Consider the following 15,124-nt stretch of genomic DNA (forward strand, 5'->3'; position numbering starts at 1 on the left):
AGAATCGGGTCGTATTTCCACCCTCCTCGCGCTGCGGATAAAGAGTCAAAATGAATTTGCCTATTTATTGATAGATATAAACTATCGCAGGTAATCGTGGAGTAGCCGGTCGAGAGTGCCGCGGATGTCGATGTGGGCGGTGACGTCGAGCAGGGCGCGGGCCAGGACCGGTTCGGGGGTACGGTCGGCGATCACCAGGCCGACCCGGGGGGCCTGGCGGGGGTTTTCGAGGGGGATCACGCGCATGCCGTCAGGGACGCCGAACATGTGCAGCCAGGCGTGGGCGATCACGCTGGACCAGCGGTGGGTGGCGACATGGGCGTACAGAGCGGAGACGGTGTCGGTTTCGACGGCGGGGACGGCGACGACGCCGGCCCATTCGAAGATGCCGTCGAGGATGCGGCGGTTGCGCATCTCGGGGGCGAGCAGGCAGAGCGGGAGGGCGGCCACCTCGGTCCAGCGCACGAAAGCGCGGCCGGCGAGTTCGGCGTCGTCGGGGGTGAGGAGCAGGTAGCGCTCCTCGTAGAGGGGGGTCGTGCGGACGTTGCCCAGCGGCTCTCCGTCCAGGTACGTCATGGCGACGTCCAGCTCGAAGTCCGCCAGGCGGCGGGTGATCTCGCGGGAGGAAAGGGACGCGAGGGACACGCGGGCATGCGGGTGGCGTTCGCAGAACGGGGTGGTGAGCAGGGAGGCAGCCGTCAGGGCGGTGGGGATGGCGCCCATGCGCAGGGTGCCGGAGAGGCTGCTGCGCATCAGGGACAGATCCTGGCGGAGGGCGTCGGCTTCGGCCAGGATGCGGTGAGCCCACAGCAGGACACGCTCGCCTTCGGGGGTGAGGCCGTCGAACTTGCGGCCACGGCGGACGATGGGCACGTCCAGTTCGCGCTCAAGCTTGCGGATCGCGGCGGAGAGGGAGGGCTGGGAGACGTGGCAGGACGCCGCCGCCCGGGCGAAATGTCGCTCCCGGGCCAGCGCGACCAGATACTCCAGTTGGCGCAACAGCACGTCACAGCATGTCGTGTGATCGTGGGGTTGGTCCAGTGATATCTCACCTGCGAGGACATCGAGGGATATCACGATGCTGTTGCGAGGCATGTCGGATGTATTGGCCAGAAAGTGCGAGGGTAAGGTGATATTTCGTGACGACGTTCCGAATCAGTGAGGCAGCCGGGCTGCTCGGAGTGAGCTCCGACACCGTGCGTCGCTGGGTGGACGCGGGTCGGCTCCCGGCGCGCCGGGATGACAACGGGCATCGCATCGTGGAGGGCTCGGACCTGGCCGCGTTCGCGCGAGCGCAGATCGAGACCGGAAACGGCTCGGGGCACTCGTCCGCGCGGAACCGGCTCCGGGGGATCGTGACCGAAGTGATCAAGGACGCGGTGATGGCCCAGGTGGAGATCGCCGCGGGCCCGTACCGGGTGGTGTCGCTGATGAGCCGCCAGGCCGCCGACGAACTGGGCCTCGCGCCCGGCGTCGTCGCGGTTGCCGTGATCAAGTCCACCAATGTCGTCGTGGAGATCCCCGATCAGAGTCAGTAGTCAGTAGGAGGACCCATTGTTCAGGCGCGTTTCCGGATTGCTCATCGCGGTCCTCTTAGCCGCATCCGCATGCGGTACGAGCGATGACACGGCCGCACCGGCGGCCAGCGCTCCGGCCGCGACAGAGCTGACCGTGTTCGCCGCCGCGTCCCTGACCGAGACCTTCACCGAACTCGGCAAGACCTTCGAAGCCGCCCACCCGGGTACGACCGTGAAATTCAACTTCGGCTCCAGCGCCACCCTGGCCACCCAGATCACCCAGGGCGCGCCCGCCGACGTGTTCGCGGCCGCCAGCCCGGCGACGATGACGACGGTCACCGACGCCGGTCTCGCCACCGGCCCGACCGTGTTCGTGAAGAACAAGCTGCAGATCGCCGTGCCGCCGGACAACCCCGCCAAGGTCGAATCCCTCAAGGACCTGACCGACCCCAAGGTCAAAGTCGCCCTCTGCGCCGAACAGGTCCCCTGCGGCGCCGCCGCGATCAAGGCCCTGGACGCCGCCGGCCTGAAGGTCACCCCCGTCACGCTGGAACAGGACGTCAAGGCCACCCTCACCAAGGTCGAACTAGGCGAGGTCGACGCCGCCCTCGTCTACCAGACCGACGTCATCGCCGCCGCGGGCAAGGTCACCGGCATCGCCTTCCCCGAAGCCGACCAGGCCATCAACGACTACCCGATCGCGACCCTCACCAAGGCCCCCGCAGCCGACCTGGCCAAGCAGTTCGTCGACTTGGTCCTGTCCCAGCAGGGTAAGGATGTGCTGACCAAGGCGGGCTTCCAAGCCCCTTGACGATCGAAGGCGAATCAACCGGATGAACGACACCGATCGCTCGCCGGTAGCGGGCCGTCTGCCGTGGGTGCTCGTACTGCCCGCGGCAATCGGCCTGGTGTTCCTGGTTCTGCCGCTGGTCGGGCTGCTCGTCCGAGCGCCGTGGTCCACGCTCTGGGCGCGCCTCACGGAGCCTCAGGTGCTGGAGGCGTTGCGGCTTTCGCTGGTCACGGCGACGCTGGCCACGGTGATCTGCATGGTGCTCGGGGTGCCGCTGGCCTGGTGCCTGGCCAGGTTGGCGTTTCCGGGGCGCCGGGTCGTACGCGCGCTGGTGACCGTGCCGCTCGTTCTGCCACCGGTGGTCGGGGGAGTCGCGCTGCTGCTGGCGCTGGGGCGGCGTGGGCTGGTAGGGCAGTGGCTGGACAGCACGTTCGGCATCACCTTGCCGTTCACGACGGCGGGTGTGGTGGTGGCTGAGGCGTTCGTGGCCATGCCGTTTCTGGTGATCAGTGTGGAGGGGGCGCTTCGAGCCGCCGATCTGCGCTTCGAGGAGGCCGCCGCCACGCTGGGCGCGACGCGCTGGGTCGTGTTCAGGCGGGTCACGCTGCCGCTGATCGCGCCGGGGACCGTGGCGGGCGCGGTGCTCTGCTGGGCGCGGGCGCTCGGCGAGTTCGGGGCGACGATCACTTTCGCCGGGAACTTCCCGGGGCAGACCCAGACCATGCCCCTGGCCGTCTACCTGGCCCTGGAGACCGAACCTGAGGCCGCGATCGTGCTCAGCCTGGTGCTCCTGGCGGTGTCTGTGATCATCCTGGCCAGCCTGCGCGATCGATGGGTGAACAGCCCGTGACCCTGACCGCCCGGCTCCGTCTCACCCGCCCGAACTTCCGCCTCGATCTCGACCTTGAGGTGGCGCCCGGCGAGGTCGTCGCCCTGCTCGGCCCCAACGGCGCGGGCAAGACGACCGCGTTGCGCCTGCTGGCCGGGCTCACCCGCCTGACCGAAGGCCACATCACCCTGGACGGCCAGCCCCTGCACGACCTCGCCGCCGAGAAGCGCCCCATCGGCATGGTCTTCCAGGATTACCTGCTGTTTCCCCACCTGTCCGCGCTGGACAACGTCGCCTTCGGCCTCCGCTGCCACGGTGCCGCCAAGGCCGAATCCCGCCGCCAGGCCGCCGCCTGGCTGGCCCGCGTCGGCCTCGAAGACCACGCCGGCGTACGCCCCAGACAGCTGTCCGGCGGCCAAGCCCAACGCGTCGCGCTGGCCAGAGCCCTGGTCATCCGCCCCCGACTGCTCCTCCTCGACGAGCCACTGGCCGCCCTGGACGCCCACACCCGCCTGGAGATCCGCTCCCAGCTCCGCCGCCACCTCGCCGACTTCGACGGCGCGACGGTCCTCGTCACGCACGACCCTCTCGACGCCATGGTCCTGGCCGATCGCCTGGTCGTCATCGAACACGGAACCATCGTCCAGGAAGGCACCCCCACCGAGGTCGCCCGCCGCCCCCGCACCGACTACGTCGCCCGCCTGGTGGGCCTCAACCTTTATCGAGGCACCGCCACCGACCGCCAGATCAAAGTCGACGACATCCTCTTCACCGTCACAGAACGCCTTGAAGGACCAGCCTTCCTCGCCTTCGCCCCCAGCGCCGTCGCCCTCTACCGCACCCGCCCCGACGGCAGCCCCCGCAACCTCTGGCAGGCCACGATCGACGGCATCGAACGCCACGGCGACAACATCCGCATCCACCTCAGCGGCCCGATCCCCGCTGCCGCCGACATCACCCCCGCCGCCGTCACCGCCCTCGACCTCACCCCTGGCCAAGACGTATGGGCCTCCGTCAAAGCAACGGAGACCCACGCGTATCCGGCCTAGGAAGGGCCTCCACGGGGGGGGATGCGCGGCGCCGTGGAGGCCAGGAGGGTGGATTTAGGTGCCGTAGACCTCGAATTCCCAGAGGGAGTAGCCGTACTGGGTGAGGGCACGTTGGGTGCCGTTTATGCGGACATAACGCCCAGAGCCGGAGACCGTCAGGTCGTCGATGCCGCCGTCGCTGGTTGTGGTGGTGTAGATGTTCGTCCAGGTGGTGGCGTTGGGGGAGGTTTGGATCTGGTAGGCGCGGCCGTAGGCGGCTTCCCAGTTGAGGCGGACCCGGTTGATCGCGTACGACGCGCCCAGGTCCACCTGGATCCACTGCGGATCGGCGTAGAGGCTGCTCCACCGGGTGGCGGAGTTGCCGTCGACCACGTTGCCCGCCACGTTCGCGCCGGCTTCGGTGCTGGAGGCCGTCACCGGCTTGCCCTGGGCGAGGTCCGAGCCGGGGTTGCCGGTGCCGGGGACGCTCACGCCGGGGCCGATGAAGGTGTAGCTGTCCACGTCGTAGAGCGTGCCGGTGCCGTTGAACACCAGGTACAGGTCGTGGGTGTTGTCGTCGGGCTTGGTGACGGGGCCGGTGACCTCGGTGTAGTTGTCCCAGCCGCCGGTGTTGCCGACGGTGAGCCTGGCGACTTCGGGGCCGGTTGGTGAGTCGTACCGGAAGGACAGGGTGCCGCCCGCGTTGGCGGAGCTCACCCGGGCCTTGACGCTGGTGATGCCCTTGAGGCTGACGGCGTGGTGCCGTACCCACTCGCCGCCCTGGATGTCGCCGAGGCGCTTGCCGCCCTCGGCGGCGGCCTGGTCGACGACGCGGGGGCCGTTGAGCGTGACGTAGTGCTCGGCCTGCCACTGCTTGGGCCAGACGGTGATCTCGCGCTCGCCGGTGAGCGCGACCGTGCCGGTCGCGCCGCGGTCGGTGTAGCTGCCGCGCAGGACGAAGAACTGCACCGCGTCCAGACCGGCGTGGATCGGGCCGGTGTTGAACGAGGAGCCGCAGCCGGTGCCCTCACCCTCCTCGTGGGCGTGTTCCTGGTGGCCGAGTGCGGCCCGGATGATGACGGAACCGCAGGCGATGGTGCCGTCCTGGGCGTCGGTCGCGCTGGCGGTGAGGTTGAGGTTCTCGCTCCAGCTGTACATGCCGCCCGCGGGGATGCCGTTGAGCGTCACGACCGGCCGGTTGTTGCCCACCACGATCGGGAGCACCACCGTGCCGGTACGTCCGCCGGGATCCCGCACGGTCAGCCTCGCCCGCTTGTCACCCACGGTGGTGTACGTGAACGACGGGTTGGCGGCTGTCGAATCGGTGGTGCCGTTGTTGTCGAAGTCCCACGCGTATGTGATGGTCTCGCCGTCGGGGTCGGAGCTGCCCGCGCTGGAGAAGGTGACCGCCAGCGGCGCCAGCCCGTTGTTGACGTTGGAGGTGGCCTGGGCGATCGGCGACCTTCCCCCCTGGACATAGTTGATCTTGTAGAGTCCGGCGTCGGCCGCGCCGGAGAAGTAACCGCTGCCGTACTCCAGCAGGTAGAGCGAGCCGTCCGGCCCGAACTCCATGTCGATCGGGTGCACCCAGGTTCATGCCCGCGAGCACCGGCTCGATGATGGTCGGGTTCCCGGTCGACGGGTTGCCGTTGTCGAACTGGACCTCCTTGATCCAGTTACGGCAGTACTCGGAGATCAGCCATTTGTTGTCGTAGTACTGCGGCCACTTCACGTCCGACACCAGGGTGGCGTCGTAGTGATAGACCTCGGTGTGGTTCGGCGAGCCGCAGCCGCCCGGGTTGTCCAGGGCCGGCCACTGCACGCTGCCGCCGTGCTGTTCCCACACGGTGGACGCCTTGGTGGGCGGCAGTTGCTGCTGCCCGGTGTTGCGCGGCGAGTTGTTGACCGGACCGGTGCTGCCGCCACACGGGAACCAGCCCCGCGGCGCGTTCGCCGCGAAGTCCCAGTCGTTGTAGGCCACGTTCGGCCCGCCGCAGTACGGCCAGCCGTAGTTGCCCGGCGCGGTCGCCCGGTTGAACTCGTCGTAGGCCGCCGGACCCCGGTTCGGGATGGTGGCCCCAGCGTCGGGCCCGACCTCGCCCCAGTACAGGGTGTTGTTGGCCTTCTTGTCGACCCAGATCCGGTACGGGTTCCGCACCCCCATGATGTAGATCTCCGGCTTGGTCTGCGCCGTCCCCTGCGGGAACAGGTTGCCCGCCGGGATCGTGTAGGTGCCGTTGTTCTCCGGGTGGATGCGGTTGATCTTGCCGCGCAGGTCGTTGGTGTTGCCCGACGTGCGCTGTGCGTCGTACTGCGGGTTGCGGCTGGTCCGCTCGTCGATCGGCGCCATGCCCGCCGAGTCGCCGCCGGAGTTGGTGTTGTCGCCCACTGCGAAATACAGGTTGCCGTTGGTGTCCCAGCTCATCGACCCGGCCGAGTGGCAGCACAGGTCACGCTCGGTCGGCCATTCGATGATCATGTCCTCGCTGGCGGGGTCGAGGACGTTGGTGGCCGGGTTGAAGGTGAACCGGGAGATGCGGTTGACCAGCGGTGTCACCTTGGGGGAGTAGAACAGGAACACCCAGCGGTTGGTGGCGAACTGGGGGTGGAGGGTGATGCCTATCAGGCCGTCCTCGAAGCGGGCGTCCAGCTGAACGGTCAGCGCGACCGTGGTGGTCTGGGTGGCCGGGTTGTAGACCCTGACCTGGCCGCCGCCGGCGGAGGTGCCGCGGTTGATGTAGAGGACCTTGCCGTCGGGGAGCACGGACAGCTCGATCGGCTCGCCCATGGAGAGGCCGCCGTCCAGCTTGACCTTCTCGAAGCCACTGGTCGGGGGTGGGGCTGCGGCGGCCGGGGGCGCGGCGAGTGCCGTACCGGCCAGGACGGGTAACAGGAGCGCGGATAGAGCGCGACGCAGGCGCGCGGAACCGAACACGAGAACTCCAGAGGATGTAGAGAGGGGGTGTCAGGAGCCGTAGACGTCGAATTCCCAGAGGGAGTAGCCATACTGCGTGAGAGCCCGCTGAGTGCCATTTATCCGGACATATCGCCCGGTGCCGGTCGCGTTGACGTCGTCCACGCCGCCGTCGCTGGTGGTCGTGGAGTAGATGTTCGTCCAGGTGGTGCCATTCGGCGAGGTCTGGATCTGGTACGCGCGACCGAACGCCGCCTCCCAGTTCAGCCGGACCCGACTGATGTTGTAACTCTGACCGAGATCCACCTGAATCCACTGCGGATCGGCATACGCGCTACCCCACCGGGTGGCCGAGTTGCCATCGGTCGCGTTCGCGGCCACATGCGCGCTCCCGGTCTCCACGCTGGACGCGGTCGTCGGCTTGCCCTGCGCGATGTCGCTGCCCGGCTGCGGCGGCTGGCCGCCGTCAACCTTGATCCGGATATTCCGGTAATTGATGTCGGCACCGTCACCGTCGTTCTGCACGCCGATGTAGCCATTGGCGATGTTCCGCGTGCTCGTGTAGTCGTTGATCTTGACGCCGTTCAGCCAGATCTCCACCCGCTGCCCGTGCACCCCGATCTCGTACGCGTTCCACTGCCCCGGCGGATTGAGCGCCGCCGCCCGCGCGGCCGTGTCCGGCGCCTTGAAGCTGTACACACTGCCCGTGGTCCGGCTCGGGTCGGCGTCCGTGGCGTCGATCTGAATCTCGTGACCGGTGTTCACCGGACCCCAGGGGTCGTTGCCGGGATCGGTGAAGCCGATGAAGACGCCGCCGTTGTCGTCGCCCGGCATCATCCAGTCGACCTTGAGCGAGTAGTTGCTGAAGGTGGACACCGGATACCAGAGCAGGCCCATGCCGCCGAACGAGGTCAGCGTGCCGTTGGCCAGGGTGAACCCGCCGGGGCCCGCCATCCGCCACTGGCTGAAGGTGTTCTGGTTGCCGTCGAAGAGCTGGGTGTAGCCGACCTCGGGACGGCAGTCCGCCGGGACCGCCTTGGCCGCCACCCGGATGCCGCCGAGCAGCATGGTCCGGAAGTTCGCGTCCGCGTAGCTCTCCTCGGTGTGACCGAGCCCGGTGTACCAGGAACGCCCGCCCTGGTAGTCCTGGCACCAGGTGATCGGGTGGTCGCCCATCGACCCGCCCGAGTACGACGATTCGTCCAGGCTGGCCAGCACCCGGACCGCCGAGCGCGGGTTGGTCCGGTAGTTGTACCACTCGTCGGTCCGCGTCCAGGTCGGCGCCAGGTGCGAGGTGGACGGATTGGCCCGGTCCTCGACTTTGATGGTGGCCTGCTGGGTGGCCGGGTGGGATTGGAAGTAGGCGCCGACCAGGCCGCCGTACCAGGCCCAGTCGTACTCGGTGTCGGCCGCCGCGTGCACCCCGACGTAGCCGCCACCGGCGGCGATATAGGACTGGAACGCGCTCTGCTGGGTGGCGTTGAGCACGTCACCGGTGGTGGAGAGCCAGATCACTGCCTGGTACTGGGCCAGGTTGGCGGTGGTGAACGCGTTCGCGTCCTCGGTGGCCACCACGGTGAAGCCGTTGGCCGCGCCGAGCTGCTGGATGGCGGTGATGCCGTTGGGGATGGACGAGTGCCGGAACCCTGCCGTCTTGGAGAAGACCAGCACCCGGGTGAGCGGCGCGGCCGACGCGCTGCTCGGAAGTAGGGCGAGGCCCGCTGTGACTAGGACGAGTGATAATAAGGCGCGAAATAAGGTTGAAATCGGTCGTTTGGGCATCAACATACGCCACTCCTTGAGTTGAAGAGGAGCGCGCCGCCGCACCTATGACGAACAGAATGGTTCTTGATCAACCGACTTATGATTTCTTCCGCCCGAAGGTTCACATGAGGCGAGCATAAGTGTCAATACATAAATTACTAATTGCCCCCTGAGCTGGGTGTCTCTGACGGGGTTCGTTACCCTTTGGCCACGTGCCCTCCGCTCCACCCCGGCCCTTAGTGCTGCTCCCCTCCCTCGCCTCCCTCACGGCGGCCGCTCCGCTCGCCATCGACATGTACGTCCCGGCCTTCCCCGACATGGTCCGCACCCTGGAAACCACCAGCTCCGGCGTGCAGCTGTCGATGACCGCCTTCCTGGCCGGCCTCGTCCTCGGCCAGCTCCTGCTCGGCCCGATCAGCGACACCCTCGGCCGGCGCGGCCTGCTGCTCGGCGGCACCGCGCTGTTCGGCTTCTTCTCCCTGCTCTGCGCCCTCGCCCCGACCGTGCAGTTCCTGGCCACCGCAAGATTTCTGCAAGGCGCGGCAGGCGCGTGCGGCGCCGTGCTGGCCCGCGCCGTGATCGTGGACTGGTATCGCGGGCCAAGCGTCGCCCGCTACTTCTCCACCCTGGCCATCATCACCGGCGTCGCCCCCGTGATCGCCCCGCTGCTCGGCGGCCTGATCCTGCTCGGCGCCCCCTGGCAGGCCGTCTTCCTGGTCCTCGCCCTGGTCGGCCTCGCCCAGTGCGCCACAGTCTGGTGGCGCGTGCCCGAATCCCTACCCCCCGACCGCCGCAACCCCGGCGGCCTCCGGGTCGCCTTCCACGCCATGGGCGGCCTGCTGCGCAACCGCTTCTTCGTCGGCTACGCCATCGCCCTGTCCTGCGCCGCCGCCGCTCTCTTCGTCTACGTGTCCGGCTCGTCGTTCGTCTTCCAGATCGTGTACGGCATGAGCCCCCTCGGCTACGGCGTCGTCTTCGCGGTCAACGCCCTCTGCATGACCGCCGCGGCCGCCCTGTTCGGCGCGTTATCCCGCCGGGTCCGCCTGAACACCCTGCTGATGACCGCCCTCGCGGTGTCCTTCACCGGGACCCTCGCGCACGTCGTCATCAACCTCACCACCGGCGGCAACATGGCCGTGACCTGGACCTGCCTGATCCTCACCATCGCGGGCATGGGCACGGCCTTCCCCGCCATCATGACCATCGGCCAGGGCGTGGCGGGCCACTCGGCCGGCAGCGCCTCCGCCCTGCTCGGCGGCGGCCAGTTCCTGCTCGGCGCGATCGCCGCCCCCATCGTGGGGGTGTTCGGGGAGAGCAGTGCCACCCCCATGGCCGTCATCATGCTGGTGGCCCTCACCTGCGCGGTCCTGGCGCTCGCCGTCCTGGCCCGCCCCTGGCGGGGCCACGGCGAACACTCAGGATGACGACGGCGCGGGCCCGGTCGAGGAGCGCGCCAGCAGTTCGGTACGGAACACGAACTCCCCTCGGGGCGGCGAGAGCGCGTGAATCTCGTCGATCAGACCCCGGACCGCCGCCGTGCCCATGGCCTGGACCGGCTGCCGGAGCGTGGTGAGCGGAGGATCGGAGAACACGGTCACCGACGAGTCGTCGAAGCCGACCACCGACACGTCGTGCGGCACGCTCAACCCCAGGCCACGCACCGCCCGTACGGCACCGAAAGCCATGATGTCCGACCCGCAGATGATCGCCGTCGCCCCCCGGTCGATGAGCCGCGACGCCGCGACCTGCCCACCTTCGACGGTGAACGTGGTGTGCTCCACCATGTCCGACAAATCCAGACTGAGGGTGGCTTTCGCGGCCTCCAGGAACCCGGCCACCTTCCTGATCACCGGCACATACCGCTCGGGCCCGATGGCCATGCCGATCCGGACGTGCCCCAGCGAGGCCAGGTGCTCGACCGCCAGATACATGGCCGACTTCTCGTCCACCGAGATGGACAGCACGTCGAGCCCCGGCAGGAACCCGTTGATCAGCACGATCGGCAGCCCCCGGTCGACCAGCCGCCGGTAGCGGGACGGGTCGGCGTGGGTGTCGGCGTGCATGCCGGAAACGAAGATGATGCCCGCGGTGTTGTGTTCCAACAACATTTCAACGTACTCATCCTCGCTGACGCCGCCCGGGGTCTGGGTGCACAGCACCGGCGTGTACCGCTGCTGCGCCAGCAGCGTGCCGATCACCTGAGCGAACGACGGGAAGATGGGATTTTCCAGTTCGGGCACTACCAAGCCCACCAGCCCCGCGCTTTTGCGCGGGGCTTCGGGCTTGAACGGGCGCTCGTAGCCGAGTGCTTCGACCGCGGCCAGGACCAGGTCCCGGGTGTCCTCCGCCACACCTGCCTTGGCGTTCAGGACCCGGCTGACAGTGGCCTCGCTGACACCGGCACGGGCGGCGACTTCCGTCAAGGTCACTTTCATGCTGAAAGTCTAACAGTCCTTGCAGCAGGAATTCATGATGGCTTTCATGGCTGCCAGGTGTAGACGGTCGTGTCCGTCGACCCCTGCGTGTCGGCCGGCACGGTGAAACTCCGGTTCGAGCCGCCCTCCCAGATCGTCGATCCGCCGTTCTTCTTCAGGAACTTGAACTGGATCGTCGTTCCGGCCGGCACCGACACCGGCAGGAACCACTCCGGATAGTTCGGGTTGTGCATGGCCTCGGTCGACTTGGCGGCGTCCCACGAGCCCAGCTCCGGGATGTTGCCGACCACGTGGATGTTCTCCCCGGGGACCGTGGCGGTATTGATCTTGAAGATGACCTGGACCTGGTTGCCGGACAGCACCTCGTAGCGGAAGGTGTTGCTGACGTTGGCGCCCTTGGTCACGGTGATGTTCTGCACCCCGGCGACCGCGCCCGCGGGCACGGTGGTGGTGATCTGGCCGTCGGAGTTCGACGTCACCGTGGCGGTGACCGTGCCGAACTTGACGGTCACCGCGCCACCCAGGCCGGTGCCGTAGATGTAGGCGGTGTTCCCGGCGCGCCCGGAGGTGGAGACGACATCGCCGATGCGCGGGATCGTGGTGCCCAGCGACGGGTTGTAGGACCAGACGTTCACCTCGCCGCCGGACAGCGTGAAGCTCGGGAGCTGCCCGCCCGCGACCGTGGTGGACGCGCCGCCGAGCAGGCCGGTCAGCTGGTCGGTGTAGGTTCCGGCCGGGATCGTGGTCGACAGCGCGGGCACGACGAACGCCGTGTTCGGCTGCCGGTTCACCGAGACGATGACCTGCTTGTCGTAGAACTGCCGCTTGAAGACCAGCACGTCGTTGGTGCTGTGCAGGATCTGCGTCTCGCCGTAGGCCACCGCGTCGTTGGTACGGCGCAGCGCGGACAGCGCCTGGATCACCTTGTACGCCGTGGTGGTCTGGCTGAACGCGGGCGCGGCCGTCTGCAGGAACTGGCGGCCGGCCACGTCACTGGCGTTCACCGAGCTCACGTACTGCTCGGTTCCGTAGTAGATGTTCGGCGTGCCGCGCGCGGTGAGCAGCGTGGCCAGCGCCGCGTGATACGGCTTGTCGTTCGGCTGGATGAAACGGAACCGGGTCACGTCGTGGTTGTCCAGGAACGTCACGGCCTGGTTCTCGTAGATGTAGTCGTTGCTGGTCTGGGTCAGCATCGAGCCGAAGTTCGCCATCGTCTCGGAGAAGTTGCCGAAGGCGTTGGTGGAGGCCCGGAAGTACTCGAAGTCCAGGTTGTTGACGCCGGTGCGGTCCGGGAACGTGCGGTACTCGTCGTATTTGGGGTCGGGGCGGCCGATGAAGAACTCGCCGAAGTGCGCCATCGGGCCCTGCGGCGCGGAGTCGATCGCGTCCTTCAGGCCCTTGGTGAAGGCGGGGTTCATGTGCAGGGTGGCGTCGTGGCGGAAGCCGTCCACGCCTTCGGCCTTCCAGAACAGCGCGGCCTTCTCCAGGTGCTTGACCACGTTCGCGTTCTCCTGGGAGAAGTCGGCGAGCGAGCCCAGCTCCTTGTGCCGGTAACCGAACCTGCTGGAGTCGGCGCCGCGGTCGCCGAGGCCGTGGAACCAGCCGTTGACGTCGGCGTGCGGGTTGGCGAGCAGGTTCTCGGTGATCCCGTCGCTGTTGTTGTCGATCGGCTCGCCGGCGGCGTTGAAGACGTAGTTGCCCAGGCCGTCCTTGTCCGGCTCGTAGAGCTTGCCGTCCTCGGCGGCGTTGCCAAGGGTGGGGTTCTGCCAGCGGCTGGTGTGGTTCGTCACGAAGTCGATGACCAGCTTGATGCCCTCGGCGTGCAGCGCGTCCCGCAGTGAGCGGAACTCCGTCAGGGCGCCGAAGTGCTTGTTGGTGGCGAAGTAGTTGCGCACGTGGTAGCCGTGGAAGCTGGTCCACCGGTCGATGCCGCCGCCGGGCTGGTGGTCTTCGATGACCGTGTCCCGGTTGCGGTAGGGGGCCGAGATCCAGACGGCGGAGATGCCCATGTTCTTCAGGTACGGGATCTTGGCGATGATGCCGTCCCAGTCCCCGCCCTGGTAGAGCTTGAGATCGCTGCCGTTGCCGACGTTGTTGTTGTCCGGGTCGTCGAACAGGGTGGGGTCGAATCCGGCGGGCTTGTTGTTGCCCGTGTCACCGTCGTAGAACCGGTCGGTGATGATCTGGTAGACGACGTCTTTGGGGGTCAATGGTCCGATGGGGGCTCCGGCGGCCAGGGCGGGGGCCTGGGCCGGGAGTAGGGCGAGAAGTACCGCTCCCGCCGCGATCGTGGCGAGCTTGCGTAAGGCGGCCATCTGCGTTCTCCAGAACACTTGACGGTAGGTCCTTCCCGGCTGGGGGCCGGGCTGAGCGCGACCGTATCAAGCCGATTGCAACATGTCAGTAACTGTCTAGAAACTTGCCGAAATCCGTGGTTAGCTTTCGCAAGACGGCAGCGCAAATGCTGCCCTGATTTCGCAAGAAGGGCGGCGCTCAGGCCGCCTGAGAATCTCCCCCTAGGAGCCACCATGCGTTTGAGCCTCAAGCGATCAGGCAAGGTCTCAACGTTGGCCGCGGGTGTCACCCTCCTGCTCACCGCCGGTTGCGGGGGAGGCGGCGAGAGCGCCGCTCCCTCGGCCGCGGCCACCCCTTCAGGACCGGCGCCGGGCGCCACCACGATCGTCGAGCCCACCGACGGCCCGGTGAAGCGGGCCCAGGCGGACCTGGTGATCTGGGCTGACGACACCCGCTCGCCGATCATTCAGAAGATCGCGCAGAGGTTCGCGACCGAGAAGGGCGTGCAGGTCGCCGTCCAGCAGCTGGAGTTCGGCGACATCCGCGACAACCTGGTCACCGCCGGTCAGGCCGGCGAGGGCCCCGACGTCGTCATCGGCGCGCACGACTGGCTGGGCAAGCTGGTCACCAACGGCGCCGTCGCCCCGATCCAGCTCGGTGACAAGACCTCCCAGTTCAAGGAAGTCGCCCTCAAGGCGCTCTCGTACGACGGCCAGCTCTACGGCCTGCCGTACGCGATCGAGAACATCGCATTGTTCCGCAACACCGCGCTGGCGCCCGAGGCGCCCAAGGACTGGAACGCGCTGATGGACAACGCGCTCAAGCTGGTCAAGGAGAAGAAGGCCACCGTGCCGCTGGGCCTGCAGGTCGGTCCTGAGGGTGACCCCTACCACTTCTACCCGGTGCACACCTCCTTCGGCGGCGGCATCTTCGCCACCAAGCCGGACGGCAGCTACGACCCGGCCCAGCTGACCATCGACGACGCGGGCGGCCTGGCGTTCGCCAAGGCGCTGGAGTCGTGGAGCAAGAAGAAGCTGCTCTCCGCCGACCTGACGCTGGACATCGCCAAGGAGGCGTTCAACACCGGCAAGTCGCCCTACATGATCACCGGGCCGTGGAGCACGGAGGACGCCCAGAAGGCGGGCATCGACCTGGCGATCGACCCGATCCCGTCCGCGGGTGGCAAGCCGGCCGCGCCGTTCGTCGGCGTCCAGGGCTTCATGATCTCCGCGAACGCGAAGAACAAGCTCGTCGCCAACGACTTCGTGGTCAACTACCTCGGCACCCCCGAGGTCATGAAGGAGCTGTACGACACCGGCAAGCGCCCCCCGGCCATGATCTCGGTGTACGACCAGGTGAAGAGCGACCCGATCATCGCCGGTTTCGGGGCCGCCGGCGACATCGGCCAGCCGCTCCCCAGCATCCCGGCCATGGACGCGGTCTGGACCGAGTACGGCCACGCCGAGCGCGACATCCTGCTCGGCAAGGGCGACCCGGAGAAGCTGATGAAGCAGGCCGCGGAGAAGATCCGCGCGAAGATCGGCTGATCTTG

12 protein-coding genes are annotated in these 15,124 nt (G+C 67.8%); 6 read left to right on the forward strand and 6 right to left on the reverse strand.

Going from position 1 to position 15,124, the window contains the following annotated elements:
• Nucleotides 1–81: 81 nt before the first annotated feature.
• On the reverse strand, nucleotides 82–1,005 hold the full coding sequence (locus tag ABGB08_RS29520; protein ID WP_155348796.1) for a LysR family transcriptional regulator: 924 nt from the start codon (nucleotides 1,003–1,005) through the stop codon (nucleotides 82–84).
• 134 nt (nucleotides 1,006–1,139) lie between these two features.
• On the opposite strand from ABGB08_RS29520, the gene ABGB08_RS29525 reads away from it, so the two are divergent.
• From ABGB08_RS29525 to ABGB08_RS29540, 4 genes are read left to right on the forward strand one after another with little or no spacing between them, the layout of a single operon-like run.
• Nucleotides 1,140–1,538: a helix-turn-helix transcriptional regulator gene (locus tag ABGB08_RS29525; RefSeq protein WP_155354463.1), complete on the forward strand. Its 399-nt coding sequence runs from the start codon at nucleotides 1,140–1,142 to the stop codon at nucleotides 1,536–1,538.
• 16 nt (nucleotides 1,539–1,554) lie between these two features.
• A complete protein-coding gene (modA, locus tag ABGB08_RS29530; RefSeq protein ID WP_347596365.1) occupies nucleotides 1,555–2,328 on the forward strand; it encodes a molybdate ABC transporter substrate-binding protein in 774 nt (257 codons plus the stop codon).
• A gap of 22 nt (nucleotides 2,329–2,350) precedes the next feature.
• Nucleotides 2,351–3,157: an ABC transporter permease gene (locus ABGB08_RS29535; RefSeq protein WP_347596368.1), complete on the forward strand. Its 807-nt coding sequence runs from the start codon at nucleotides 2,351–2,353 to the stop codon at nucleotides 3,155–3,157.
• The gene (locus tag ABGB08_RS29540; protein WP_347596371.1) at nucleotides 3,139–4,185 is read left to right on the forward strand and encodes an ABC transporter ATP-binding protein; all 1,047 of its coding nucleotides are present in this window, start codon (nucleotides 3,139–3,141) and stop codon (nucleotides 4,183–4,185) included. Before ABGB08_RS29535 ends, ABGB08_RS29540 begins: the two co-directional genes overlap by 19 nt.
• Nucleotides 4,186–4,239: 54 nt before the next feature.
• Here the strand turns inward: ABGB08_RS29540 and ABGB08_RS29545 are convergent, their stop codons facing one another.
• Genes ABGB08_RS29545 through ABGB08_RS29555 form a run of 3 tightly spaced genes read right to left on the reverse strand, consistent with a single transcriptional unit; the run spans nucleotide 4,240 to nucleotide 8,749 of the window.
• Nucleotides 4,240–5,448: a carbohydrate-binding protein gene (locus tag ABGB08_RS29545; protein ID WP_347596374.1), complete on the reverse strand. Its 1,209-nt coding sequence runs from the start codon at nucleotides 5,446–5,448 to the stop codon at nucleotides 4,240–4,242.
• Nucleotides 5,441–7,099, reverse strand: a complete 1,659-nt coding sequence (locus tag ABGB08_RS29550; protein WP_347596377.1) for a PQQ-dependent sugar dehydrogenase — start codon at nucleotides 7,097–7,099, stop codon at nucleotides 5,441–5,443. Before ABGB08_RS29550 ends, ABGB08_RS29545 begins: the two co-directional genes overlap by 8 nt.
• Before the next feature lie 30 nt (nucleotides 7,100–7,129).
• Nucleotides 7,130–8,749, reverse strand: coding sequence for a ThuA domain-containing protein (locus tag ABGB08_RS29555; protein WP_347596380.1), 1,620 nt, complete (start codon nucleotides 8,747–8,749; stop codon nucleotides 7,130–7,132).
• A gap of 332 nt (nucleotides 8,750–9,081) precedes the next feature.
• Between ABGB08_RS29555 and ABGB08_RS29560 the strand changes: the two genes are divergently transcribed.
• A complete protein-coding gene (locus ABGB08_RS29560; protein ID WP_347596383.1) occupies nucleotides 9,082–10,266 on the forward strand; it encodes a Bcr/CflA family efflux MFS transporter in 1,185 nt (394 codons plus the stop codon).
• Here ABGB08_RS29560 and ABGB08_RS29565 read toward each other — a convergent pair.
• Together ABGB08_RS29565 and ABGB08_RS29570 are read right to left on the reverse strand one after the other, a co-directional pair.
• The gene (locus tag ABGB08_RS29565) at nucleotides 10,258–11,277 is read right to left on the reverse strand and encodes a LacI family DNA-binding transcriptional regulator (protein WP_155354458.1); all 1,020 of its coding nucleotides are present in this window, start codon (nucleotides 11,275–11,277) and stop codon (nucleotides 10,258–10,260) included. The two genes, ABGB08_RS29560 and ABGB08_RS29565, sit on opposite strands and share 9 nt — an antisense overlap.
• 44 nt (nucleotides 11,278–11,321) lie before the next feature.
• Complete coding sequence (locus ABGB08_RS29570; protein WP_347596386.1) at nucleotides 11,322–13,592, reverse strand: alpha-amylase family glycosyl hydrolase; 2,271 nt, start codon at nucleotides 13,590–13,592, stop codon at nucleotides 11,322–11,324.
• Between the two features lie 213 nt (nucleotides 13,593–13,805).
• On the opposite strand from ABGB08_RS29570, the gene ABGB08_RS29575 reads away from it, so the two are divergent.
• Nucleotides 13,806–15,119 (forward strand): maltose ABC transporter substrate-binding protein, encoded by a 1,314-nt coding sequence (locus ABGB08_RS29575; RefSeq protein ID WP_347596389.1) that lies wholly within the window; start codon nucleotides 13,806–13,808, stop codon nucleotides 15,117–15,119.
• Nucleotides 15,120–15,124: the final 5 nt, after the last annotated feature.

The organism is Acrocarpospora sp. B8E8, assembly GCF_039871605.1.
Lineage (GTDB): Bacteria > Actinomycetota > Actinomycetes > Streptosporangiales > Streptosporangiaceae > Acrocarpospora > Acrocarpospora macrocephala.

Coding starts and splice junctions, on each gene's coding strand:
- ABGB08_RS29535 (WP_347596368.1), top strand. CDS start 2,351: ATGAACGACACCGATCGCTCGCCGGTAGCGGGCCGTCTGCCGTGGGTG.
- ABGB08_RS29540 (WP_347596371.1), top strand. CDS start 3,139: ATGGGTGAACAGCCCGTGACCCTGACCGCCCGGCTCCGTCTCACCCGC.
- ABGB08_RS29565 (WP_155354458.1), bottom strand. CDS start 11,277: ATGAAAGTGACCTTGACGGAAGTCGCCGCCCGTGCCGGTGTCAGCGAG.
- ABGB08_RS29570 (WP_347596386.1), bottom strand. CDS start 13,592: ATGGCCGCCTTACGCAAGCTCGCCACGATCGCGGCGGGAGCGGTACTT.
- ABGB08_RS29575 (WP_347596389.1), top strand. CDS start 13,806: ATGCGTTTGAGCCTCAAGCGATCAGGCAAGGTCTCAACGTTGGCCGCG.